The organism is Micromonospora sp. NPDC005172 (genome assembly GCF_040608555.1).
Lineage (GTDB): Bacteria > Actinomycetota > Actinomycetes > Mycobacteriales > Micromonosporaceae > Micromonospora.
This window is the reverse complement of the sequence record NZ_JBEXIL010000015.1, coordinates 69,706-93,217: the sequence shown is the minus strand read 5'-3', so window position 1 is coordinate 93,217 and position 23,512 is coordinate 69,706. Positions and strand designations below refer to the sequence as shown.

General features: G+C 71.4%; 19 protein-coding genes. 10 read left to right on the top strand and 9 right to left on the bottom strand.

The window, feature by feature from the left end:
- Positions 1-148: 148 nt before the first annotated feature.
- Positions 149-1,135 (bottom strand): BadF/BadG/BcrA/BcrD ATPase family protein, encoded by a 987-nt coding sequence (locus tag ABZV06_RS13290; RefSeq protein WP_355621161.1) that lies wholly within the window; start codon positions 1,133-1,135, stop codon positions 149-151.
- A 205-nt stretch (positions 1,136-1,340) separates the two neighbouring features.
- Between ABZV06_RS13290 and ABZV06_RS13285 the strand changes: the two genes are divergently transcribed.
- Genes ABZV06_RS13285 through ABZV06_RS13265 form a run of 5 tightly spaced genes read left to right on the top strand, consistent with a single transcriptional unit; the run spans position 1,341 to position 6,362 of the window.
- Positions 1,341-2,294 (top strand): MurR/RpiR family transcriptional regulator, encoded by a 954-nt coding sequence (locus ABZV06_RS13285; protein WP_355245750.1) that lies wholly within the window; start codon positions 1,341-1,343, stop codon positions 2,292-2,294.
- Positions 2,291-3,040 carry an SIS domain-containing protein gene (locus tag ABZV06_RS13280; RefSeq protein WP_355245753.1) on the top strand — a complete coding sequence of 250 codons (750 nt, stop codon included), beginning with the start codon at positions 2,291-2,293 and terminating at the stop codon, positions 3,038-3,040. Before ABZV06_RS13285 ends, ABZV06_RS13280 begins: the two co-directional genes overlap by 4 nt.
- Positions 3,041-3,066: 26 nt before the next feature.
- The gene (gene ngcE, locus ABZV06_RS13275; protein WP_355245756.1) at positions 3,067-4,506 is read left to right on the top strand and encodes an N-acetylglucosamine/diacetylchitobiose ABC transporter substrate-binding protein; all 1,440 of its coding nucleotides are present in this window, start codon (positions 3,067-3,069) and stop codon (positions 4,504-4,506) included.
- An 18-nt stretch (positions 4,507-4,524) separates the two neighbouring features.
- Complete coding sequence (locus ABZV06_RS13270; RefSeq protein ID WP_355245759.1) at positions 4,525-5,433, top strand: sugar ABC transporter permease; 909 nt, start codon at positions 4,525-4,527, stop codon at positions 5,431-5,433.
- Positions 5,433-6,362 carry a carbohydrate ABC transporter permease gene (locus tag ABZV06_RS13265; protein ID WP_355245762.1) on the top strand — a complete coding sequence of 310 codons (930 nt, stop codon included), beginning with the start codon at positions 5,433-5,435 and terminating at the stop codon, positions 6,360-6,362. Before ABZV06_RS13270 ends, ABZV06_RS13265 begins: the two co-directional genes overlap by 1 nt.
- Before the next feature lie 6 nt (positions 6,363-6,368).
- Here ABZV06_RS13265 and ABZV06_RS13260 read toward each other — a convergent pair whose 3' ends face one another.
- Positions 6,369-8,060, bottom strand: a complete 1,692-nt coding sequence (locus tag ABZV06_RS13260; protein WP_355621259.1) for an ABC transporter ATP-binding protein — start codon at positions 8,058-8,060, stop codon at positions 6,369-6,371.
- Between the two features lie 50 nt (positions 8,061-8,110).
- Positions 8,111-9,841, bottom strand: coding sequence for an ABC transporter ATP-binding protein (locus ABZV06_RS13255; protein WP_355621256.1), 1,731 nt, complete (start codon positions 9,839-9,841; stop codon positions 8,111-8,113).
- Positions 9,842-9,972: 131 nt separating this feature from the next.
- Between ABZV06_RS13255 and ABZV06_RS13250 the strand changes: the two genes are divergently transcribed.
- Together ABZV06_RS13250 and ABZV06_RS13245 are read left to right on the top strand one after the other, a co-directional pair.
- Positions 9,973-11,652, top strand: coding sequence for a bifunctional 3'-5' exonuclease/DNA polymerase (locus tag ABZV06_RS13250; protein ID WP_355621158.1), 1,680 nt, complete (start codon positions 9,973-9,975; stop codon positions 11,650-11,652).
- Between the two features lie 171 nt (positions 11,653-11,823).
- Positions 11,824-12,417, top strand: coding sequence for an NTP transferase domain-containing protein (locus tag ABZV06_RS13245; RefSeq protein WP_355245768.1), 594 nt, complete (start codon positions 11,824-11,826; stop codon positions 12,415-12,417).
- Positions 12,418-12,671: 254 nt separating this feature from the next.
- On the opposite strand, the gene ABZV06_RS13240 is transcribed toward ABZV06_RS13245, so the two are convergent.
- The 6 genes from ABZV06_RS13240 to ABZV06_RS13215 form a co-directional block, all read right to left on the bottom strand.
- Positions 12,672-14,069: a GH1 family beta-glucosidase gene (locus ABZV06_RS13240; RefSeq protein WP_355621155.1), complete on the bottom strand. Its 1,398-nt coding sequence runs from the start codon at positions 14,067-14,069 to the stop codon at positions 12,672-12,674.
- Entirely contained in the window at positions 14,066-16,306 is a 2,241-nt protein-coding gene (gene yicI / locus ABZV06_RS13235; RefSeq protein WP_355621152.1) for an alpha-xylosidase, read from the bottom strand. The genes ABZV06_RS13240 and yicI overlap by 4 nt, the downstream gene beginning before the upstream one ends.
- Positions 16,303-17,184 (bottom strand): carbohydrate ABC transporter permease, encoded by an 882-nt coding sequence (locus tag ABZV06_RS13230; protein ID WP_355621149.1) that lies wholly within the window; start codon positions 17,182-17,184, stop codon positions 16,303-16,305. The genes yicI and ABZV06_RS13230 overlap by 4 nt, the downstream gene beginning before the upstream one ends.
- Position 17,185: 1 nt before the next feature.
- Entirely contained in the window at positions 17,186-18,154 is a 969-nt protein-coding gene (locus tag ABZV06_RS13225) for a sugar ABC transporter permease (RefSeq protein ID WP_355245780.1), read from the bottom strand.
- A 67-nt stretch (positions 18,155-18,221) separates the two neighbouring features.
- Complete coding sequence (locus ABZV06_RS13220; protein WP_355621146.1) at positions 18,222-19,526, bottom strand: extracellular solute-binding protein; 1,305 nt, start codon at positions 19,524-19,526, stop codon at positions 18,222-18,224.
- An 86-nt stretch (positions 19,527-19,612) separates the two neighbouring features.
- Positions 19,613-20,638 (bottom strand): LacI family DNA-binding transcriptional regulator, encoded by a 1,026-nt coding sequence (locus tag ABZV06_RS13215; RefSeq protein WP_355245804.1) that lies wholly within the window; start codon positions 20,636-20,638, stop codon positions 19,613-19,615.
- A 639-nt stretch (positions 20,639-21,277) separates the two neighbouring features.
- Here ABZV06_RS13215 and ruvC point away from each other — a divergent pair.
- Genes ruvC through ruvB form a run of 3 tightly spaced genes read left to right on the top strand, consistent with a single transcriptional unit; the run spans position 21,278 to position 23,468 of the window.
- On the top strand, positions 21,278-21,805 hold the full coding sequence (ruvC, locus tag ABZV06_RS13210; RefSeq protein WP_355247153.1) for a crossover junction endodeoxyribonuclease RuvC: 528 nt from the start codon (positions 21,278-21,280) through the stop codon (positions 21,803-21,805).
- Positions 21,802-22,404: a Holliday junction branch migration protein RuvA gene (gene ruvA / locus ABZV06_RS13205; protein WP_355247156.1), complete on the top strand. Its 603-nt coding sequence runs from the start codon at positions 21,802-21,804 to the stop codon at positions 22,402-22,404. The genes ruvC and ruvA overlap by 4 nt, the downstream gene beginning before the upstream one ends.
- Positions 22,401-23,468, top strand: coding sequence for a Holliday junction branch migration DNA helicase RuvB (ruvB, locus tag ABZV06_RS13200; RefSeq protein WP_355247159.1), 1,068 nt, complete (start codon positions 22,401-22,403; stop codon positions 23,466-23,468). The genes ruvA and ruvB overlap by 4 nt, the downstream gene beginning before the upstream one ends.
- Positions 23,469-23,512: the final 44 nt, after the last annotated feature.

Below are 23,512 nucleotides of genomic sequence, written 5' to 3'. Positions count from 1 at the left end.
ACCGATCACCCGGCTGCGCCGCCCGCCCCCTTAGATCTGCACAACATCACGGAAACTGCTGCCTCACGACGCCGTGAGGCAGCAGTTTCGGGGTAAGTGCGCGGATCTTGGGCGGCTCGGGGACGGGTCGGGCACCTCGAGGTGGGGGTCAGGGGGTGGGGAAGAGGAGGGCGTGCAGAGCTGCCGGGTCGGTGACCTCGGGGAGTTCGCGGGCGGCGAGCCAGGCGGCCGCGGCGGCGCCGTCGCCGGCGGTGCGCAGGGGTGCCGACGGCCAGCGCTGACCGACCTCGGCGCGGACGGCCCGGGCGAGCGGGGTGTCCGCGATGAGGAGTCCGCCGCCGAGCACGACAGGCGTCGTCGACTCCGCGGGGCGGATGCGGGTGACGCTCTCGGCCAGGTGGGCGGCGGCCTCGGCGATCAGGGCGGTGGCGACCGGTTCACCGTCGGTCGCGGCGGTCACCACCAGCGGTGCCAGGCGGGCCAGGTCGATCGGCGGTCGACGGGTGACGGCCTGGACGGTGGCGTCGACCGTGTCGCGGGGCCGGGGGGCGACGTCCGAGCTGCCCACCAGTTCGGTGAGCAGGGCCGCGCCCAGGGCGCCCGGGGTGTTCCCCGCGTCCAGGTCGGCGAGGAGTCGGCGGACCGCCTCGCGGCCGAGCCAGAAGCCCGATCCGGCGTCGCCGAGCAGCCAGCCGTGTCCGTCGGCGACGCGGTCCAGGCGCAGGTCGACGACCTGGGCGGTGATCGCGCCGGTGCCGGCGATGAGGATCGTCCCGTCGGGCTCGGAGCTGCCCGAGGCGTAGGCGACGAGGGCGTCGCCGTGCACGGCGTACGGGCAGCGTAGGCCGGCGTCGTGCCAGGCACGGTCGAAGGCGGCGCGCCCGTTGGGGTCGGCGAGGAGTCGGGGCGCGCCGGCGAGCCCGATGGTGCCGGCGGCCACCCGGTTCGGGTCGACGTCGGCGAGGGCGGCGCGCAGCGCGCTCAGCACCTCGGCGGCGGCCCGTTCGGCACCGTGGCTGGTGGGGTTACCGCCGCCCGCCTTGCCGGTGCCGAGGCGTTCGCCGGCGAGGGTCAGGGCGGTCGCCCGGGTGGACGTACCCCCGACGTCGAGGCCGACCACGACGGTGTCGGACATCGGCACGAGCCTCCTTGCTCTGCGCGGTCATGGGCCTGTTCATGCTGGTCGGCGCCGCCCTCTGGGGCAACCCGGGCGGGCCCTGGAGGGCTGTGCGGGAGGTAACAGTTTGAAAACTTCGCCCACAGTCTTGACACGGAGGGCCGTTCAGTAAGAACTTTTACCACTAACAGTTAACAGTCTTTTCGGAAAGTTGAGGCGCCCCATGGTTGATCACGAGGTGGACACCGCCGCGGGGACCGCGGTGGTCGACGCCTACGCGATCGACCGAAGGAGTGCGGCCTCCGACGGGGTGCTGGCGCGGGTACGCAACGGGCTCGGCGAGCTGACCGGCGCGCTGCGTCGGGTCGCCGAGCACGTGCTCAGCGACCCGGAGGCCGCGGCGCGCTCGACCATCGTGGAGCTGGCCGAGCGCAGCGGCACCTCGCCGGCCACCATCACCCGCTTCTGCCGGGCGATGGGCTTCGAGGGGTACGCCGACCTGCGCCTCGGGATCGCCGCCGAGACCGGGCGGGCCCGCTCCGCCGGCTGGACCGTCGACATCGGCCGCGAGATCCAGCCGAACGATCCCCTCGCCCGGGTCCTCGACCAGATCATGGCCGCCGACACCCGCGCCATGCACGACACCGCCGCGCTGCTCGACCTCGGCGAGGTGGAGCGCGCCGCGGTGGCCATCGCCGGCGCCAACCGGGTGAACATCTTCGGGGCCAGCGGCAGCGCGCTGGTGGGCGAGGAGATGCAGTTCAGCCTGCACCGCATCGGGGTGGCCGCCTGGGCCTGGAGCGACGTGCACGAGGGGCTGGCCAGCGCCGCGCTGCTCGGCGCCGGCGACGTCGCGCTCGGCATCTCGCACACCGGCCAGACCCGGGAGACCATCGAGATGCTCGCCGAGGCGGGCAGCAGGGGTGCCACGACCCTCGCCCTCACCGGTTTCCCCCGCTCACCGCTGGCCGAGCTGGCCGACATCGTGCTGCTCACGGCCAGCCAGGCGACCACCTTCCGGCCGGACGCGCTCTCCGCCCGCCACCCGCAACTGGTGGTGCTCGACCTGCTCTACATCGCCGTCGCCCAGCGCACCCACGACCGCGCCCACGCGGCCTTCCGGCGTACCGCGCAGGCCGTCGACGGGCACAAGGCAGCGAAGGGAACCCTTTCATGATCAGTGCACAGGGGTACGCGGACGCCGTCCGCCCGGTGCTCGACCGGCTGCTCGACTCGGAGGCCGACGGGATCACCCGGGCCGCCGACCTGATCACCGACAGCCTGCGCTCCGGCGGCGTGCTCCAGGCGTTCGGGGCCGGGCACTCCGAGGCGTTCGCCGCCGAGCTGGTCGCCCGCGCGGGCGGGCTGGTCCCCACGAACCGGCTGTCGGTACGGGACCTGGTGGTGCACGGCGACGCCCCGCGCGACGTGCTCGCCGACCCGAAGCTGGAACGTGATCCCTCCATCGCCCACCAGATCTACGCGCTCGCGGCGCCCCAGCCGCGCGACGTGTTCGTGGTGGCGTCCCAGTCCGGCATCAACGGCTCGGTGGTCGAGCTGGCGGCGCTGGTCACCGAACGCGGTCACCCGTTGATCGCGGTCACCTCGGTCGAGCACACCGCGCGGGTGGCGCCACGGCACCCGTCCGGTCAACGGCTCGCCGACCTTGCCGACGTCGTGCTGGACAACGGCGCGCCGTACGGTGACGCACTGCTGCCGCTCGAGGGCGGCGGCGCGGTCTGTGCGGTCTCCTCGGTCACCACGGCGCTGCTGGCGCAGTTGCTGACCGCTGAGGTCGTCCGACGGTTCCACCAGGCCGGAGAGGTGCCCCCTATCTACCTCTCCGCCAACGTCCCCGGCGGGGACGAGCACAACATCGCCCTCGAGTCGCGGTACGCCGGACGTCTCCGGCGTACCGCCTGACCCGAATTCCACAAGGAGAGACGACGATGTCGATTACCCCCGAGCACCCGGCCGCGCTCGACCGCCGCACGGTGCTGCGTCGCGCCGCCGCCGTGGGCATGCTCGCCACTCCGGCCATCGGCCTGCTCAGCGCCTGCGCGACGAGCAGCGGCGGCGACAAGGACAACGAGAAGGCCGCCGAAGGTACCAAGAGCGAGAAGAACCCGCTGGGCGTCAAGGACGACGCTCCCATCGAGGTGATCATCTTCAACGGCGGTTACGGCGAGAAGTACGCGACCGACGTGCACGAGCCGCTGTACAAGAAGGCGTTCCCCAAGGCGGAGATCAAGCACCAGTCCACGCAGGCCGTCTCCACGGTGCTCCAGCCGCGGTTCGCGTCCGGCAACCCGCCGGAGTTCGTGAACAACTCGGGCGAGAAGCTGATCGACTTCGGCTCGCTCGTCGCCGACGGTCAGCTCCAGGACCTCACCGAGCTGTGGGACGCCCCGTCGGTCGACGACGCCACCAAGAAGGTCCGGGACACCGTGGTGCCGGGCACCGTCGAGGCGGGCTCGTTCAACGGCAAGCCGTACGTGCTGTACTATGTCTCCACCGTCTTCGGCATCTGGTACTCGGCCAAGCTGTTCAAGGACAACGGCTGGGCCCCGGCGAAGACCTGGGACGACTTCATCAAGCTGCTCACCGCCATCAAGGCCAAGGGCATCACGCCCTACGGGTACGCGGGCGCGAACGCGGCCTACTACCAGTGGAACGTGATCCTCACCCAGGCTGCCAAGATCGGCGGCGTCGATGTGCTGAAGAACATCGACAACCTGGAGGACGGCGCCTGGAAGCAGGACGCGGTCAAGCAGGCCGCGACGGCGTGGGCCGAGGTCGGCGCGAAGTTCAGCGACAAGAGCTTCGAGGGCCTCAAGCACACCGACGTGCAGCTGCGGCAGAACCAGTACAAGGTGGCCCTGTACCCCAGCGGTGACTGGCTGGAGGGTGAGCAGAAGCAGGACACCCCGGCCGGCTTCGACTACCAGCTCATGCCGGTGCCGAGCCTCACCGCGTCGGACAAGCTGCCGGCCACCGCGCTGCGGGCCACCGCGGGCGAGGGCTACTTCGTCTCGGCCAAGAGCAAGAACCCCAAGGGCGGTCTGGAGTACATGCGCCAGATGCTGTCCGTGGCGGGTGCGAAGGGCTTCACCGAGGTCGTCAAGGCCCCGACCGTGGTCCCCGCCGGCTCGGAGGGCTTCGCCTTCCCGCCCGGTGTGGCCAGCTCGCAGGCCGCGCTGAAGGCGGCCGGTCAGGACGTGTTCAACCTGTACTTCGACGGCTGGTACAAGGAGCTCGACACGGAGGCGCGCAGCGCCACCAACGAGCTGATGTTCGGCCGGATCAACGCGGACGCCTTCGTGGAGCGGATCCAGAAGCGCGCCGACGCGATCAAGAAGGACAGCTCGGTCGCCAAGTTCAAGCGCTGATCGATCGGAGCTAGGGTCATGCGGCACGGCAAGTATCCATTCGTGATCGGGTTCCTGTTCCCCCCGGTCGCGCTGTACGTGACATTCGTGATCTGGCCGTACGCGCAGGCGTTCCAGATCTCGATGACCAACTGGCGGGGGCTCTCCGCCCCACAGTGGGTGGGCTTCGACAACTACCGGAAGCTGCTCGACGACGGCGCCTTCTGGAAGGCGGTCCAGCACCACGGCGTACTGCTGCTTGCCCTGCCGCTGATCACCATCGCCATCGCGTTGTTCTTCGCCTTCCTGCTCAACGTGGGCGGCAAGAGCAGTGGCGGTCAACGCCAGGGGGTCTGGGGGGCGAAGTTCTACCGGGTGGTGTTCTTCTTCCCCCAGGTCCTGGCGGTGGCGATCATCGCGGTGCTGTTCCAGATGGTCTACCGGCCGAACGAGTCCGGCCTGATCAACGGCGTGCTGATGAAGTTCGGCCTGGAGCCGATCCTCTTCCTCATCAAGCCGAACCTGGCCCTCTGGTCGATCCTCGGGGTGCTGGTCTGGCAGGCCGTCGGCTTCTACGTGGTGCTCTTCTCGGCCGGGATGGCCTCCATCCCGGGCGAGATCTACGAGGCCGCGGAGATGGACGGGGCGAGCAGGGTGACGTTGTTCTTCCGGGTCACCCTGCCGCTGCTCTGGGACACCCTCCAGGTCGCGTGGGTCTACCTGGGTATCGCGGCGTTCGACGCGTTCGCCATCGTTGCCGTGCTCTCGGTCGACGGCGGCGGCCCGGACGGCGCCACCACCGTGCTGGCCATGGAGATCTACCGCAACGCGTTCGTCTACTCGAAGTACGGCTACGCCTCCGCGATGGGCGTGGCGCTGTTCTTCCTCACCCTCACGTTCGCGGCGCTGACGCTGCGGCTCACCAAGCGGGAAAGCGTGGAGTACTGATGAACCCGCAGTCGACGCTGCCGCCGACGCCGGCGGCGCTACCTCCGAAGACCGGCGAGGGGTCCGCGACCGGCGGTCGGCGTGACAAGGGTCCCCGCTCGGAGGTACGGCTCTTCGCCAGCCTCGGGCACATCGCGCTCGCCGTGTGGGCGGTGATCGTGATCGTCCCGATCCTGTGGACGTTCCTCGCCGCGTTCAAGAACACCAGCGAGATCTTCAGCAGCCCGTGGACGCTCCCGGCGGAGCTGCGCTGGGAGAACTTCGGCCGGGCGTGGACCAAGGCGAACGTCGGCCGGTACTTCCTGAACAGCGTCTTCGTGGTCGCGTGCAGCACCTTCGGCACCATGCTGCTCGGCTCGATGGCCGCGTACGTGCTGGCGCGGTACAAGTTCTGGGGCAACCGGGCGATCTACTACCTGTTCGTCTCGGGGCTGGCGTTCCCGGTGTTCCTGGCCCTGGTGCCGCTGTTCTTCGTGGTGAAGCAGCTGGGCATGCTGGACACCTACCAGGGCGTGATCCTGGTCTACATCGCCTACTCGCTGCCGTTCACGATCTTCTTCCTGGCCGCGTTCTTCAAGACGCTGCCGTCCTCGGTCGCCGAGGCGGGGATGATCGACGGCTGCGGGCACACCCGGCTGTTCTTCCAGGTCATGATGCCGATGGCGAAGCCGGGCCTGATCAGCGTGGCGATCTTCAACATCATCGGGCAGTGGGCGCAGTACCAGCTCCCGTTGGTGCTGCTCTCCAACGCCAAGGACAAGTGGGTGCTCACCCAGGGCATCGCCGACATCTCGGTCAACGCCGGCTACGAGGCCGACTGGTCCGGGCTGTTCGCCGCGCTGACCATCGCCATCCTTCCGATGATCATCGTGTACGCGGTCTTCCAGCGTCAGATCCAGGCCGGCCTGACCTCCGGGGCGGTGAAGTAGCACCGGTCAGCGACCGTCGGCGTGGGCGTGCCACGAGCGCCAGAGCGCGGCGTACGCCCCGCCGGCCGTCACGAGCTCGTCGTGGCTGCCGATCTCGGTGATCCGGCCGTCCGCCAGGACGGCCACCCGGTCGGCGTCGTGCGCGGTGTTCAGCCGGTGCGCGATGGCGATGACCGTTCGGCCGACGAGTACGGCCGCGAGGGCCCGCTCGGTCCGCCGGGCGGTGCTCGGGTCGAGCGCGGCGGTCGCCTCGTCCAGGATCAGCGTGTGCGGGTCGGCGAGCACCAGCCGGGCCAGCGCCACCTGCTGGGCCTCCGCCGCGCCGAGTCGCCGGGCGCCGTCGCCGAGCGCGGTGTCCAGACCGTCGGGTAGTTCGTCGAACCAGTCCGCGCCGACGGTGGCCAGCGCGGCGAGCATCTGCTCGTCGGTGGCGTCCGGAGCGGCGAACGCCAGGTTGTCGCGGACCGAGCCGATGAAGACGTGGTGCTCCTGGGTGACCAGGGCGATCCGCCGTCGTCGTTCGGCCGGTTCCAGGTCGGTGACGGGGCAGCCGCCGATACTGACCACGCCCTGCCGTGGCGCGTCGATCCCGGCGAGCAGTCGGGCCAGGGTCGACTTGCCCGCGCCTGACGGGCCGACGACGGCCAGCCGTTCCCCGGGCCGTACCTCCAGGTCGATGCCGTGCAGCACGTCGTGCCCGTCGGCGTACGAGAACCGCGCCTCGCGGACGACGAGCCGCTCGCCCCGCGAGGTGGCCGTGGTGCCGGGCGGCTCGGGCGGGACCAGGCCCACGCCGAGCACCCGGGCGTACGACGCGAAGCCACGCTGTGCCTGCTCGGTCCACTGGAGCAGCCGGTCCATCGGGTCGATGGCCTGTTGCAGGTAGAGCGCGGCGGCGACCACCGACCCGAGCGGCACCAGGTCGGCGGAGAGGAGATAGCCGCCGACGAGCAGGACCAGGGCGATCGGCAGCGGATAGCTGGCCTCGACGATGGAGAAGAACACCGTACGCAGCGCGAGCGTCGCCCGGCGGGCCTGCCACAGACGCGCGACGCGGGTGGTGCCGTACCGGATGCGGTCGTCGGTCAGCCGCAGCGCCTCCACAGTGCGGGCGCCCTCGGCGGTGGTGGTCAACGCCTCGGTCAACTCGGCCGCCTCGGCGCCCTCGGCGAGGTACGCGGAGCTGGCGCGCCGCAGGTACCAGCGGGTCGCCGTCACGATCGACGGCAGCCCGGCCAGCGCCGCGAGCCCGAGCAGGGGGTGCAGCAGGAACACCGCGCCGAACAGCAACGTCAACTGCACCGAGGCGATGACGATGGTGGGCGCCACGTCCCGGACCGTGGTCCCGACCGTCGCCACGTCGACCGAGCTGCGGGTCGCCAGATCCCCGGCCCCGGCACGCTCCACGACCGAGACCGGTAGCGCGAGCGTCCGGTCGACGAACTGCTCGCGCAGCTCGGCGACGGCGCGTTCGCCGAAGCGGTGACCGGCGTACTGGGCGTACCGGGAGAGCAGCGCGCTCACCACGACGCAGCCGGCGATCGCCAGGGCCAGCCGGTCCACGGTCGCCACGCCCGCGCCCGCCGTGACCCGGTCGACGATGGTGCCCAGCAGCCACGGCGGGGCGAGCCCGGCGAGCGCGGCGGCGCTGTGCAGCACCAGCACGACGCCGACGGCCCGGCGATGCCTGCTGATCATGTCCCGCAGGGCGCGGCGAACGGTCCCGCGGTCCGCGACCGGCAGCCGGCTCACCGGTGTGCCTCCTCGGCGTCGTCGCGGCGCTCGACGAGCGGATCGTCGCTGCCGCGGGCGACCAGGTGCCGGTAACCGGGGACGTATTCGAGCAGGCCGTCGTGGGTGCCGGTGGCGGTGATCCGGCCCGCGCTCAGGTGCGCGACCTCGTCGGCACGGCCGAGCAGCAGCGGTGACGTGGCGAACACCAGGGTGGTCCGTCCGGCCCGCGCCGCGTGCAGCCGCTCGGCGATCCGCGCCTCGGTGTGCGCGTCCACGGCGGAGGTGGGGTCGACGAGGATCAGCACCTCCGGCTCGGCGAGCAGGGCCCGGGCCAGGCGTACCCGCTGGCGTTGACCGCCGGAGAGCGTCCGGGCCTGGGCGTCCAGCGGGGTGTCCAGCCCGGCCGGCAGGGCGTCGACGATGTCGTCGGCCGACGCGGTCCGCAGAGCGGCACGGACGTCGTCGTCGGTCCCCGGGCTCAGCACGTCCCGCAGCGTCCCGGCGAAGAGGTACGAGTCGTGGTCGGCGACGAGGATCCGGGCACGGACCTCGTCCAGGGCGACAGCGGTCAGCGGTACGCCGCCCCAGGTGGCGTCGCTGACGACGTACCGGCCGAGCCGGTCGGCAAGCGCCACGGCGTCCGCCGGGTCGTCGGCGGCGACGGCGGTCAGCCGGCCGGCGCGTACGGTCAGCCCGCTCGCCGGGTCGCGCAGGTCGGCGGGGCCGGTCGGCGCGGCCACGGCGTACGGGTCTCGCGTGCCGGGGACGACGGCCGGCCACCGGCGGCCCGGCCCGCCGACGTCGTCCGGGGTGAGCCGGAGCAGCCCGGCGATCCGGCCGGCCGCGATCCGACCACGGATGAGCTGGTGACCGCCCTCCAACAGGAACCAGACCGGCACGATCAGGGTCGCCACGTAGCCGTAGACGGCGACGAGTTCGCCGATCGTGACGTCACCGGTCACCGCCATCCGGGCGGTCAACCACACCACGACCGCCAGGAACAGGCCGGGGATGGCCACCGTCGCCGCGTCGATCCAGCTGACGACCGCGCCGACGCGGTAGCCCTCGGCGCGCAGGTCCTGCGACCGGCTCGCGTACCGGCGGGCGAAGAGATCCCGACCACCCACCCCGGCGAGCACCCGCAGCCCGGCCACGATGTCGCCGGACCGGGCGGTCAGCGCGCCCTGCTGCCCGCGGTAGACCGACTCCACGCGTTCGAGCCGGCGCAGCAGCGGCCCGACGACGAGCGCGACCGCCGGCACGCCCACCAGCACGCAGAGCGCGAGCAGCGGAGAGATCGACCAGAGCACCGCGGCGATGACCCCGTACGCGACGATCGCCCCGACCCCGGGCCCGGTCAACGTCAGCACCTGCGCCGTCCACTCGATGTCGGACCCACCGATGGTGGCCACCTCACCGGCGGCGGAACGACGCGGTAGCGCCGCGCCGACCCGGGACAGGTGACGCAGCAGCACCTCCGCGGAGCGGGCCTTGGCGTCCTCCCGGATGAAGGTCATCGTGCGGTGCCGCATGATCCCCAGGTACGACAACGCCACTCCCGCCACGACGATCGCCGCGACCCACAGGACCAGGGCGCGGGTGTCGCGGTCGCGCAGACCGTCGTCGACGGCACGGGCGATCAGGTAGGGCCGAACCGACAGCCCGACCATCCAGGCCGTGCCGAGCAGGCTGCCGCGCAGCACCCGCCAGGGCTGCCGACGGACGAGCCACCACAGGTACCGCATCGGACCGCGGGTGTCGGGAGTGCCGGGGTCGGGGTGCGGAATCTGGACGGGCACCCTGGCCACGCTACCGAGCGCCGGGCCGACCCACCGACCGGTTTTCCTGTCGCAGGGGGAAGGCAGAATCACATTTCGTGCTGGTGGCGGTGGTGGCAGATGAGCAGGGCGGGGGAGCGTTGCGCCCGCTCGACGCCGCTGGCCGTCCCGCCGGCCCGATCGAGACGGCGACCGACCTCGCCGCCGCGGTGGCAGCCCGGGAGGCGGCCGAGCGTCCCCGCTGGGTCTGGGCCACCGCGGGCACGATCTACCCGGCGTTGCTGCGGGCCGGCGTGCGGGTCGAGCGGTGCCACGACGTGGAGTTGACCGAGGCGCTGCTGCTCGGGCACGCCGGCCGGTGGGGCGAGCCCCGCGCGCTGGCCGCCGCCTGGGCCCGCCTGACCGGCGGGCCCGTGCCGGCCGACCCGCCGCCGCGTGCCGTCGCGCCGCCCGGTCACGGCCAGGGCGCGCTCTTCGACACGCTGCCCGGCCCGCCGGGCCCGGGCATCGAGGCACTGACCCAGGTGTACGCCGACCAGCTCGCCCGGGCCGCGCGGACCGAGCACCCCGGCCGGTTCCGGCTGCTGGTGGCCGCCGAGTCGGCTGGCACCCTGATCGCTGCGGAGATGGGTGCCGCCGGGCTGCCCTGGCGGGCCGACGTGCACGACGCGATTCTCGCCGAGCTGCTGGGTGAGCCGTCCCCGGTGGGTGGGCCGCCGCGCCGGTTGGCCGAGCTGGCGGCCCGGATCGCCGACGCGTTCGGCGTCCGCCGGCTGCACGCCGACTCCCCGGCCGAGCTGCTCAAGGCGTTCGCCCGGGCCGGGGTGGAGCTGCCCAACACCCGGGCCTGGGTGCTGCGCGGTGTGGACCATCCCGCGGTGCCCCTGGTGCTCGAATACAAGGAGCTGTACCGGATCTGGACGGCGCACGGCTGGTCCTGGCGTGAGCAGTGGGTGCGCGACGGCCGGTTCCAGCCGGAGTACGTGCCGGGCGGGGTCGTCTCCGGGCGCTGGGCGACCCGTGGCGGTGGCGCGTTGCAGATCCCCAAGGTGATCCGTCGGGCGGTGGTGGCCGACCCGGGCTGGCGGCTGGTGGTCGCCGACGCCGGCCAGTTGGAGCCCCGCGTCCTGGCTGCGGTCTCCGGGGACGCCCGGTTGGCGGCGGCGGGCGGCGCCGGTGACCTCTACGCCGCGCTGGCCCGGGAGTCGTTCGGCGGTGACCGCCCCCGGGCCAAGGTGGCGCTGCTGGGCGCGATGTACGGGCAGACCGGCGGGGCGGCGGTGCCCGCGCTGGCGGTGCTGAAACACAGCTACCCGACGGCGTTCGGCTACGTCGAGGCGGCGGCGCGCACCGGCGAGGCGGGCGGTTTGGTGCGCTCGTGGCTGGGGCGTACCTGCCCACCGGGTTCGGTCGGGTTCGCCGACCCGGACGAGGGGCCGGTCGACCCGGATGCCGCCGCCGATCGGCAGAGCCCACGGGCGCGCGCCGCCCGGTCCCGGGGCCGATTCACCCGCAACTTCGTCATCCAGGCCACCGCCGCCGAGTGGGCCTCCACGCTGCTGGCGACGCTGCGCACCGAGCTGGCCGGCACCAACGCCGAACTGGTGTTCTTCCAGCACGACGAGGTGATCGTGCACTGTCCCGCCGAGCAGGCCGAGGCCGTCGCGGCGGCGGTTCACCGGGCGGGTGACCGGGCCACCGCACTGCTGTTCGGTGCCACCCCGGTGCGCTTCCCGCTGGACCTGTCCATAGTCGACTGCTACGCCGACGCCACCTGACCGGCCCGGCCGCCGGGTTCGATGGCGGTCCGTTGCGTAACGGTTGCACTATTTTCCCTTTTCGCCCCGCCACCCGTGCACGACCCTCCTCGTTGCAGTGTCCGTAGGAGGGGCCGAGCGGTCACGGTCGGTCCCGTGCTTGAGGGGGCGCAGCTGAACCGGATCGCAGGAATGATCATCGCCGCAGGCGGGGGACGCCGTATCGGCGGGCCCGAGGCGCTGCTGCACCAGGGGGAAAAACCCCTGGTCAACCAGATGATCGACACGATGACCGAGGCGGGCTGCGAGCAGATCGTGGTCGTGCTGGGGGCCGCCGCCGACCAGGTCCGCGAGACCGCCGACCTGGACAAGGTCACCGTCGTGGTCAACAAGGCATGGGGCACCGGGGTCGGCTCGTCCATCCGCGCCGGTCTGGCCGCCATGGACGACGAGGGAATCGAGGCGGTGGTGGTGGTGCCGGTCGACATGCCGGGGCTCACCGCCGCAGCGGTATGCCGGGTGGCCGCGCTGCCGTACCCGGATGTGCTGGTCTGCGCCACCTACGACGGGCTGCGCGGCTACCCGATGCTGTTCGGCCGCCGGCACTGGCCCGGCATCGCCACCCTGGCCAGCGCCGACGTGGGCGCCCGGCCGTACCTGCTGGCGCACAAGGACCAGATCGTCGACATCGCCTGCGACTCGGTCGCCGACGGCAGCCGCGTCGACAGTCCGGAGCTGATGGAGCTCTACGGCCTGACCGTCCCATCCCAGCGCGTCGAGGTCTAGTAGCACCAGCGCCACGCCGCGCCGCCCTTGGGCCGCGCCGTCCTTGGGCCGCGCCGTCCTTGGGCCGCGCCGCCCCTGAGCCGCGCCGTCCTTGGGCCGCGCCGTCCTTGGGCCGCGCCGTCCTTGGGCCGCGCCGATCTTGCAGTTTCGGTTGTCGATATATGCGAAAACGGCCCCTATGTCGCGACAGAAAGTGCAAGATCGGCGCGGCGGGGGCGCGGCGGGGGCAGGGCAGGGCAGGGCGGGGGCTGGACTTAGTCGGGACGGCCGGTGGCTGCTAGGCGCGCGTACCAGTGCGCGCTGTCCTTCCAGGTGCGTTCCTGGCTGTCGTAGTCGACCCGGATGATCCCGAACCGGCGGTCGTAGCCGTAGCCCCACTCGAAGTTGTCCAGCAGCGACCAGACGAAGTAGCCCCGCACGTCCGCGCCCTGCTCGCGGGCGTCCGCCACGGCCGAGATGTGCCGACGCAGGTAGTCGATCCGCCGGACGTCGTGGATCCGGCCTTCGGCCGCCACCTCGTCGTCGAAGGCCGCGCCGTTCTCGGTGATCATCATGGGCTGTCCCGGGTACTCCCGGCTGAGCCGCAGCAGCAGCTCGGTCAGGGCCGGTGGGTCGATGTTCCACCCCATCGCCGTGTACGGGCCGGGCAGCGGCAGGAAGTCGACGTCGTCGGCGCCGACCCACGGCGAGTGCGCCGACGCGCCGTGACCGTCGGCGTCCGAGCGGGCCGAGCGGCCGTCCCAGGCCCGGACGAGGGTGCTGGAGTAGTAGTTGACGCCCAGCACGTCCAGCGGCACCGCGGCCACCTTCTCGTCGCCCTGCTGCACGAACGACCAGTCGGTGACGCCCGCCGTGTCGGCCAGCAGGTCGGCCGGGTACGCTCCGTTCAACATCGGGCCGAGGAACGCCCGGTTGGCCAGCGCGTCGATACGGCGGGCCGCGTCGACGTCCTGGGCCGTGTCGGAGGCCGGGCGGATCACGTGCAGGTTCAGCGTCACCGACAGCTCCGCGGTCGGCGCCACCTCCCGGACCACGCGACCGGCCAGGCCGTGCGCGAGGTTCAGGTGGTGCACCGCCGCCAGCGCCGCCGCCGGCTCGGTGCGCCCCGGCGCGTGGACGCCGGAGCCGTAACCCAGGTACGCCGAGCACCACGGCTCGTTGAGCGTGGTCCAGGTGTGCACCCGGTCGCCGAGCGCGGCGACGATCCCCGACGCGTAGTCCTCGAAGCGCAGCGCCGTGTCCCGCACCGGCCAACCACCGGCGTCCTCCAGCTCCTGCGGCAGGTCCCAGTGGTACATCGTGGCCACCGGGCGGATGCCGCGCTCGAGCAGGCCGTCGACCAGCCGGGAGTAGAAGTCCAGCCCGGCCTGGTTGAAACGGCCGGACCCGCCCGGCTGGACCCGCGGCCAGGAGATCGAGAAGCGGTACGCGCCCAGGCCCAGCTCGGCGACGTGGTCGAGGTCCTGCGCCCAGCGGTGGTAGTGGTCGGCTGCCACGTCACCGGTGTCGCCGTTCAACGTCCGTCCGGGTGTGTGGCTGTAGGTGTCCCAGATGGACGGACCCCTGCCGTCCTCGGTGGCCGCACCCTCGATCTGGTAGGCCGCCGTCGCCGAACCCCACAGGAAACTCTCCGGGAAGGTGCGCGCCGTCATCGTCCTGCTGCCTCCGTTCCGACGACCACACAGTGGTACGCCGACGATTCACCCGCGACCAGTTCCGCGCTGCCCACCCCGTCGCGGAAGCTCACCTCGAACTCCGCGCCGGCGCCCAGGCCGGGCGACGGTATCCGTACCCGCCGCCGCTGCCCCTCCGCCGGAGCGTATAGGCGCAGCTCCACCCCGTCCGCCCACTCGTAGTCGGGCCGGTCGGCGCGCGCCCCGAACGGGATCACCGCGCCCGGCCGGACGAGCACCGGCAGGCTGTCGAACTCGTGCTTCTCGGTCACCCAGGCCGGGCCGGTGAGCTGCGCGCCGGTCACCAGGTGCGTCCACGTGCCGGCGGGAACGTAGAAGGTGACCTCGCCGTCGGCGCTCAGCACCGGCGCGACCAGCACGTCGGAGCCGAGCATGTACTGCCGGTCCAGGTGCGCCGCAGCCGGATCGTCCGGGAACTCCACGACCATCGGACGCATCATGGGTGTCCCCTCGCGGTGCGCCTCCTGGGCGGCCGCCGCCAGGTACGGCATCAGGCGGAGCTTGAGTCGGGTGAAGTGCCGCAGCACGTCGACGGCCTCCGCGTCGTACGCCCACGGGACCCGGTACGAGCCGGAGCCGTGCAGCCGGGAGTGCGAGGAGAGCAGGCCGAAGGCGATCCACCGCTTGAACACCGCCGGATCGGGGGTGCCCTCGAAGCCGCCGATGTCGTGGCTCCAGTAGCCGAAACCGGACGCCGCCAGGGACAGCCCGCCGCGCAGTGACTCCGCCATGGCGACGAACGTCGCCTCGCAGTCGCCGCCCCAGTGCACCGGGAACTGCTGCCCCCCGGTGGTGGCGGAGCGGGCGAACACCACCGCCTCGCCCTCCCCACGCTCGGTCTCCAACAGCTCGAAGACCGCCTTGTTGTAGAGGTAGGAGTAGTAGTTGTGCATCCGCTGCGGATCGGAGCCGTCGTGCCACACGACGTCGGTCGGGATGCGCTCACCGAAGTCGGTCTTGAAGCAGTCGACGCCCATGTCCAGCAGGACCTTGAGCTTGCCGGTGAACCACGCGACCGCGTCCGGGTTGGTGAAGTCGACGAGCGCCATCCCGGCCTGCCACTTGTCCCACTGCCACACCGAGCCGTCCGGGTTGCGGACCAGGTAGCCGGCCTGGCGGCCCTCCTCGAAGAGGTACGACCGCTGCGCGATGTACGGGTTGATCCAGACGCACACCTTCAGGTCGCGCTCGTGCAGCCGGCGCAGCATGCCCTCCGGGTCCGGGAAGGTCGCCGGGTCCCAGACGAAGTCGACCCAGTGGAACTGGCGCATCCAGAAGCAGTCGAAGTGGAACACCGACAGCGGCAGGTTCCGCTCGACCATGCCGTCGACGAACTCGGTCACCGTCTTCTCGTCGTACGAGGTGGTGAACGACGTGGACAGCCACAGCCCGTACGACCAGGCGGGCACCCGGGCCGGTCGGCCGGTCAACGCGGTGTAGCGGCGCAGCACGTCCTTCGGGGTGGGCCCGTCGATGACGTAGTAGGTGAGCGACTGCCCCTCGACGCTGAACTGGTTCTGGGCCACGACCTCCGAGCCGACCTCGAACGACACGTGCTCCGGGTGGTCCACGAAGACCCCGTAGCCGGCGCTGCTGAGATAGAACGGCACGTTCTTGTACGCCTGTTCGCTGGCCGTCCCACCGTCGGCGTTCCAGATGTCCACGGTCTGGCCGTTCTTGACGAACGGGCCGAAGCGCTCGCCCAGCCCGTACACCGTCTCGCCGACGCCCAGCGCGAGCCGCTCGTGCACGTACCGACGGCCCTGGCCGTCGGTGACGATCCCGACGCTGCGGGTCGTGGACGCGGTGAGCAGCCGGTCGCCGTGCCGGAACTCGACCCGCCAGCCGTCGACGAGCGCGACCCGGGCGGTCAGTTCGCCGGCGGTCAGTGACGCGGTGATGCCGGTGATGTCGATGCTGACGGGGTGCGTGCCGTCGGTGGTCACCGCGAAGCGCGGCTCGCGGGGCAGTCCGCCGCTGTGGTGACCGATTGTCACCCCGACGACGCCCGGTGCGGGGGAGAAGAACCGGACGGTGACGACGGGCCGGTTGAGGGTGTCGCCCCGACCGGTGATCTGACCGGCCGGCGCGAAGACGGTGAAGCCGCTCTCGTCCGGCTCGACCGATTCCACCGCGCCGGGGCGCAGCACGCTGACCCCCGGGCGCAGTTGCCAGTACCCGTCGGTGAACTTCACTTCTCGGCTCCTGCCGTGATGCCGCGCGCCAGAGTGCGCTGGAAGATGAGGAAGAAGAGAATGGCCGGCACCAGGCTGATCAGCGCTCCGGCGTTCGTCGTCGGGGCGTCCATCAGACGGTCGCCCTGCAACGACGCGAGCGCTACCGGGATGGTCTGCGTCTGGTTGTCGATCAGCATGACCAGCGGGATGAGGAACTCGTTCCAGGTCCAGATGAAGAAGAAGATGAGGAGTACGGCCAGGGTGGGTCGCAGGTTGGGGAAGACCACCCTCCACAGCACCGTCCACGTGCCGGCGCCGTCGAGCGCGGCGGCCTCCAGCAGCGAGCGGGGGAAGGTGCCCAGGACCGAGGCCAGCAGGTACGTGCCGAACGCGCTCTGGATGACGGTGAAGATGATGATCACCGCGAGTCTCGTGTTGTAGAGGCCGACCTCCTTCGCCACGTAGTACAGCGGGTAGATCAGCGCCTCCTGCGGCAGCATGTTGGCCAGCAGGAACAGCCCGACGATCCACAGTCGGCCGCGGACCCGACCGATGCCCAGGGCGTACGCGTTGAGCAGGGACACGATGACGCCGAGTACCGCCACGGAGCCGGCGATGAGGGCCGAGTTCCACAGCTTGAGGGGGAAGTTCACCTCGGTCCAGTACGTCCGCAGGCCCTTGGTGTAGAACTCGCCCGGCCAGCTCAGCGGCCCGCCCGACGAGTAGTCGCCGGGCGACTTGAACGCGTTGAGCAGCATGAACGCGAACGGCACCAGCATGATGAGCGCCCCGACACCGACCAGGGCGAGCACGATCCAGCGGCTGACGCCGCGGTGGTGCCGATCGCGGACGGGCCGGCGGACCGGTGTCGGCGCCGGAGTGAGCGTCACGGCCATGTCAGAACCCCCGGTCCCGGCGCTCGGTGCGCGCCTGCCACCAGATGAAGACCCCGGCCACCACGACGATGATCAGTGTGAGCACGGTGGAGATCGCCGAGCCGTAGCCGACCTGGAGCTTCTTGAAGAAGGTGTAATAGGCGAAGTAGGACGGCACGTTCGTGGCGTTCTCCGGGCCGCCCCGGGTGAGCGCGAAGATCGGCCCGAACACCTTCAACGCGGCGATGGTGCAGGTCAGGGCCACCACGAAAGTCTCCGGCCGGATCTGCGGCAGGGTGATCGCCCGGAACCGGTGCAGCCAGTTCGCGCCGTCCACCTCGGCCGCCTCGTACAGCTCCGGGTCCACCCGCTGCAACGCGGCCATGAACACGACCACCGGGTAGCCGATCTGCACCCAGATCATCACCGCCATCACCGCCGGTAGGGCCGTGTCCGGGTCGCCGAGCCAGTCGTGGCGCAGCGCGCCGAGGCCGACCGCGTCGAGCAGGCTGTTGAACGCGCCGTCGGGCCGCAGGATCCAACCCCAGACGATGCCCGCGACCACCACGGGCAGCACCTGCGGAAGGTAGAAGGCGGCCCGCAGGCCGGCGGCGGTCCGCGGCTGGAACCGGCGGCCGATGACGTCGAAGAGCACCGAGGCGAGCAGCAGCCCGAGCAGGGTCGGCACCACCACCATCGCGACGATCATCGCCACGGTGTTGCGGAACGACGCCCAGAACACCTCGTCGTCCAGCAGGCGCTGGTAGTTGTCGAACCCGACGAAGGTGGGGTCGCCGATGCCGGACCACTTGGTCAGCGACAGGTAACCGGTGCCGACCAGCGGCGCGCCGATCACCAGGAGAAACAGCACCGCCCCGGGGAGCAGGTAGAGCCAGTACGCCGCGTCGCGGCCGCGCGGTCGGCGGCGGGGCTCCGGCGGGGTTGGCGTCGCCGTCGGGCGTGCGGCCTCGACGGTCTCGGAGACTGCCATGGAAGGTCCTTCCCGGCGGGGTGGGCGGGCGCTCCGGTCGTGCCGGTCGCGCCCGCCGCTCGCCGTGTCACTTGCCGGTGATCTCCTTGACGCCATCGGCGTACGGCTTGGCGATCGTGTCGAGCACCTGGTCCGGGGACTTCGACCCGTTGATCAGGCCCTGGAAACCGCCGACCAGCACGTCGTAGTAGCCGGGCACCGGCCAGTCCGGGTAGAAGGCCAGCCCGTCCTGCTTGCTGACGGTGTTGAAGTCCTCGATCAGCTTGCGGTCCTTCGGGTCGCTGATCTTGGACGCGTCGGCGGCCACCGGGACACCACCGTTGTTGCCGATGAGGTCCTGGATCTCCGGACGCAGCGTGATGTCGATGAAGTCGTACGCCAGGCTCTTGGCCTTGCTGTTCGACGGAACCACCCAGATGTTGCCCGACGACCCGGCGTTGAGGGTGTTGCCGGGGAAGAGGAACGTGTCCCAGTTGGCCTTCATCTCGGTCTTGAAGCGGCCGTACCACCAGCTACCTGAGACGATCATGGGGGTCTTGCCGGCGATGAACGCGGTGCCCATGTCCTCGGCCTTGAGGCTCGCCGAGTTCTTGGCGACGTAGCCCTTGCGCACCCAGTCGGCGAACGTGTCCGCGCCGTACTTCAGCGGGTCGGCCTTGAAGTCGACGGGGTTCTTGTAGAGCTGGTAGTTGTCGACGAACTGCCGGTCGGCCTTGGAGAGCGCCAACTGGTAGAAGAGCTGCCCGGCCGGATACTCGGCCCCGGCCATGCCCAGCGGAGTGATCTTCTTGCTGACGAAGGTGTCCATCGCGGCGGTCATCTCGGCCATCGTGGTCGGCACCTTGACGCCGTTGCGGTCGAACAGGTCCTTGTTGTAGTAGACCGTGACGTACTCGCCGTAGTTGGGTACGCCGAACCAGTTGCCCGACCCCATCACGCCCTTGTCGCTGTACCGGGCGGTGGTCTGGAGGCTGGCGCTGAGCTTGCCGGCCCAGCCGCGCTTGTCGGCCTCGGCGCTCAGATCGGTGAGCAGACCCTGCGACGACAGCAGACCGGCCGTCGCGTTGCCCTTGTTGTACTCCATGATGTCCGGGCCCTCGGACGAGTTGATGATCATGCCGGCGTTCTGCTGGATCTGTTCGAACGCCTTGCGCTCGAAGCGCACCTCGACGCCCGGATGCTCGGCCTTGAAGATCTCGATCGCCTTGTTCCAGCCGACCCCCATCGCGCTGTTCTCGCTCTCGTAGTGCCAGAGCTTGAGGGTCTTGGCCCCGCTGTCGTCCTCGCTCTCGCCGCCGCCACAGGCGGCCACGGTGGTCGTCGCTGTCGCCGCCAGGGCGATCGCCGCGACGATCCGGCGGAATCGCTGCATTGCTATCCTCCTCGTTGAGTATCGAGCCCGGTATCTCACTGGGCCCGTCGTCGCGTTGCCGCGCGGCGGCGGGCCGTTTTTACTGGTCAGCCCCTATGTGGTCGGTCTGGTCGCGGCGCGCCGGTCGATCCCCGGATTTCCAGGACGCACGGCAGCAGTTGCTGGTGGCGCTCGTCGCCGGGCCCGTCCAGGTGCCGCACCAATGCCTCGATCGCGATCCGACCCAGGGTCGAGCCGGGCGACGTCATCGCGGTCAGCGCCGGAGTGGCCAACTCGGCGACCTGCGGCGAGGTGACCATCGAGACCACCGATACGTCGTCGGGCACCGACAGCCCCCGCCCGGTCAACTCACCGAGGATGCCGAAGAGCGCCGTCTCGTTCATCGCCAGCACGGCGGTCAGTTCCGGGGCACGGGCGAGCGCGGCGGCCAGGGCCGCCCGCCCGCCAGCCGCGCTGTCCTCGGCCGGGATCATGATCGGCTCCAGGCCGTGGCCGGCCATGGCCGTGACAAAGGCATCCCGGGTACGCAACGCCGGGCCGTAACCGCTGGCGAGCGTCGCCGCCGAGTGGTTGACGTAGACGATCCGGCGGTGCCCCAGGCCGACCAGGTGCGCCACGGCCTCCCGGACGGTCTGCTCGAAGTCGATGTCGACGAAGGAGAGCCCTGCGGCGTCGCCGGTGCGTCCGATCAGCACCAGCGGCACACCCGCCTCCTGGAGCACCGTGACCCGCTCATCGGCGAGCTGCACCTCCATCAGCACCACACCGTCGAGCATCCGCTGGGCGGCCAACCGACGCAGGTCGTCCAGGTCCCCACCGCCGACCGGTGAGAGCACGAGGTGGTAACCGACCGCGCTGGCCGCAGCGGCGGCACCAGTGACGAACGCTGTCTCGGTGGCACCCAGACCACGCTCGTCCATCGGCATCAACAGGCCCAGGATGCGGCTGCGCCGGCTGGCCAGCCCCCGGGCCATGGCGTTGGGCTGGTAGTCCAGCTCGGCCATCGCCGCGAGCACCTTGGCGCGGGTGGCCTGGGAGATCGGCCGGGTGCCGGTGAGCACGTACGACACGGTGCTCACCGAGACCTGCGCGAGGCGGGCGACGTCGTGCATCGTGGCCACCACGCACCTCCTCCGGCCCGGCGGTGGAACGCTTCCCATTGATCGTCGAAGCGTTTCGACTAAACGTTTCGACAGACGCTAGGCCACCTGTTACGGCAGCGTCAATAGCCGATGTCGAGAAGAAGTCCGAGGGCTCCGAACCCCGATCCGCAAACGACGCCTCGGTACGCCTGACCGCACCGAGGCGTGCCCCGGCGCACCGACGGTGTGCCTCGCGCGGACCTCGGCGTGCCGGGCGTCTCGGGATCTCGGCGTGCTGGGCGGCATCTCGGCGTTGCCTGGCGTGGGTTCCGGCAAGCTTGACGTGCGCCCTGACGTGCCCGGGCTTGCCGAAGGCGTGCACATCTGCGCGCCCGGCGCGCGTTTTGGCGTGCCGGGGTGTGCCGAGGGCGATGCATCGGCGCGTCTCGGGTGTGCCTGGCGCGCATCTCAGTCAGCAAGTTCGGGGATGTTGCTGTCTCCGGCGGGGCGGATGCAGCAACTTCCCCGATGTTGTGAGGATCTTGGGCGCGGGGCGCGGGGCGCGGGGCGCGGGGCGCGGGGCGCGGGGCGCGGGGCGCGTGTCCCGTGGGGCCGGTGGGAAGGGCGGGGGTTAGGGTGTCGAACACACGTACTGGGGGAGGGGGCGGCGTGCGGGTGCTGGGGGTCGACCCGGGGTTGACGCGCTGTGGGGTGGGCGTGGTCGAGGGCGTGCCCGGTCGACCCTGCACGCTTGTCGCCTACTACGTCGTCTACACCGATCCGGCCGACGACCTCGCGTTGCGGCTGCTGCACCTGGACCGGTCGCTGAACGAGCTGGTCGCCGAGCACCAGCCGGAGAGCGTGGCCGTCGAGCGGGTGTTCAGCCAGCACAACGTCCGTACGGTGATGGGCACCGCCCAGGCCAGCGGGATCGCCGTGCTGGCCGGGGCGCGGGCCGGGCTGCCGGTGCAGACGTACACGCCCAGTGAGGTGAAGGCGGCCGTGACCGGCTCCGGTAAGGCCGACAAGGCGCAGATGACCGCCATGGTGACCCGGCTGCTGCGGTTGGCCGAGCCGCCGAAACCGGCGGACGCGGCCGACGCGCTGGCCCTGGCCATCTGTCACGTGTGGCGCGGCGGCACCCGTTCCAAGCTGGCCGTCGCGGCCGACCGGGCACGACGAGGAGGAGCACGATGATCGCCAGCGTGCGCGGCACGGTGACCGCGACGGGTCCGGATCTGGCCGTGATCGAGGTCGGCGGGGTCGGTCTGGCCGTGCACTGCGCCCCCGGGACGCTCGCGGAGCTGCGGGTGGGGCAGCCGGCGCGGCTGGCGACCAGCCTGGTGGTCCGGGAGGATTCGCTGACCCTCTACGGGTTCGCCGACGACGACGCCAAGGCGCTGTTCGAGCTGCTGCAGACGGCCAGCGGGGTCGGCCCGCGGCTGGCACAGGCCGTGTTGGCCGTGCACACGCCGGACGCGGTGCGTAAGGCCATCGCCAACGCCGACACCGCCGCGTTGACGCGGGTGCCCGGCATCGGCAAGAAGGGCGCCGAGCGCCTGGTGCTGGAGCTGCGGGACCGCATCGGCCCGGTGTCGATCGGCGCCGACGGGGTGGGCGGCGTGACCGGCGGCGCCTGGCCCGACCAGGTCCGGCAGGCGCTGGTGGGTCTGGGCTGGACGGCCGGGCAGGCCGACCAGGCGGTGGCCGCCGTGGCGGAGAGCATCGAGGGTGCCACCCCGCCCGTGCCGGTCCTGCTCAAGCAGGCCATCCGACTGCTGGGCCGTACCCGATGAGCGACACCGACGGGCTCGTCTCGGCGTACGTCAGTGATGCCGACCGGGACGCGGAGGCGACCGTACGGCCCCGGCGGCTGGCGGAGTTCATCGCCCAGGACCGGGTACGCGACCAGCTCGACCTGCTGTTGCAGGGCGCCATGCGGCGGGGCTCGCCGCCGGACCACATCCTGCTCTCCGGGCCACCCGGCCTGGGCAAGACGAGCCTGGCCAACATCGTCGCCGCCGAGTTGGGCGCGGGCATCCGGGTGACCAGCGGCCCGGCGATCGAACGGTCAGGCGACCTGGCGGCGATCCTGACCAGCCTCGCCGAGGGCGACGTCCTGTTCATCGACGAGATCCACCGGATCGCCCGACCCGCCGAGGAGCTGCTCTACAGCGCGATGGAGGACTTCCGCGTCGACGTGGTGGTCGGCAAGGGGCCGGGCGCGACCGCGATCCCGCTGGACGTCGAGCCGTTCACCCTGGTCGGCGCGACCACCCGGTCGGGTCTGCTGACCGGGCCGATGCGGGACCGGTTCGGCTTCGTCGCGCACCTCGACTTCTACGCCCCGGCGGATCTGGAGACGCTGCTGCACCGCTCGGCGCGCATCCTCGGGGTGCCGATCACGCCGGACGGCGCGGCGGAGATCGCCGGCCGGTCCCGAGGCACTCCGCGGATCGCCAACCGGCTGCTGCGCCGGGTCCGCGACTACGCGGAGGTCCGCGCCGACGGTGTGGTCACCCTGGGCACCGCCCGCAAGGCCCTGACGGTGTACGACGTCGACGCGCTGGGTCTGGACCGGCTGGACCGGGCGGTGCTGACCGCTCTGGTGGAGTCGTTCCGGGGCGGCCCGGTCGGCCTGTCCACCCTCGCGGTGGCGGTGGGGGAGCAGCCGGACACGGTCGAGGAGGTCTGCGAGCCGTTCCTGGTGCGCGCCGGCCTGTTGGCGCGTACGCCCCGGGGACGGGTGGCCACGGAGGCCGCCTGGCTGCATCTGGGGCGTACCCCGCCTAATGGTACATTTGGGGCGGATGTCGCGCCAGCACCCGATCTGTTCTCCGTGCCACCCGATCAGCCGTAATGTGAACGTGATCTGTGCCGCATTCGGTGTTCTCAGGTGCAGGG

Bases quoted from the DNA above. Each gene is read 5' to 3' on its own strand.
- ABZV06_RS13290 (WP_355621161.1), bottom strand. From the start codon at position 1,135: ATGTCCGACACCGTCGTGGTCGGCCTCGACGTCGGGGGTACGTCCACC.
- ABZV06_RS13285 (WP_355245750.1), top strand. From the start codon at position 1,341: ATGGTTGATCACGAGGTGGACACCGCCGCGGGGACCGCGGTGGTCGAC.
- ABZV06_RS13280 (WP_355245753.1), top strand. From the start codon at position 2,291: ATGATCAGTGCACAGGGGTACGCGGACGCCGTCCGCCCGGTGCTCGAC.
- ngcE (WP_355245756.1), top strand. From the start codon at position 3,067: ATGTCGATTACCCCCGAGCACCCGGCCGCGCTCGACCGCCGCACGGTG.
- ABZV06_RS13270 (WP_355245759.1), top strand. From the start codon at position 4,525: ATGCGGCACGGCAAGTATCCATTCGTGATCGGGTTCCTGTTCCCCCCG.
- ABZV06_RS13265 (WP_355245762.1), top strand. From the start codon at position 5,433: ATGAACCCGCAGTCGACGCTGCCGCCGACGCCGGCGGCGCTACCTCCG.
- ABZV06_RS13260 (WP_355621259.1), bottom strand. From the start codon at position 8,060: ATGATCAGCAGGCATCGCCGGGCCGTCGGCGTCGTGCTGGTGCTGCAC.
- ABZV06_RS13255 (WP_355621256.1), bottom strand. From the start codon at position 9,841: ATGCGGTACCTGTGGTGGCTCGTCCGTCGGCAGCCCTGGCGGGTGCTG.
- ABZV06_RS13245 (WP_355245768.1), top strand. From the start codon at position 11,824: ATGATCATCGCCGCAGGCGGGGGACGCCGTATCGGCGGGCCCGAGGCG.
- ABZV06_RS13240 (WP_355621155.1), bottom strand. From the start codon at position 14,069: ATGACGGCGCGCACCTTCCCGGAGAGTTTCCTGTGGGGTTCGGCGACG.
- ABZV06_RS13230 (WP_355621149.1), bottom strand. From the start codon at position 17,184: ATGGCCGTGACGCTCACTCCGGCGCCGACACCGGTCCGCCGGCCCGTC.
- ABZV06_RS13225 (WP_355245780.1), bottom strand. From the start codon at position 18,154: ATGGCAGTCTCCGAGACCGTCGAGGCCGCACGCCCGACGGCGACGCCA.
- ABZV06_RS13220 (WP_355621146.1), bottom strand. From the start codon at position 19,526: ATGCAGCGATTCCGCCGGATCGTCGCGGCGATCGCCCTGGCGGCGACA.
- ABZV06_RS13215 (WP_355245804.1), bottom strand. From the start codon at position 20,638: ATGCACGACGTCGCCCGCCTCGCGCAGGTCTCGGTGAGCACCGTGTCG.
- ruvA (WP_355247156.1), top strand. From the start codon at position 21,802: ATGATCGCCAGCGTGCGCGGCACGGTGACCGCGACGGGTCCGGATCTG.
- ruvB (WP_355247159.1), top strand. From the start codon at position 22,401: ATGAGCGACACCGACGGGCTCGTCTCGGCGTACGTCAGTGATGCCGAC.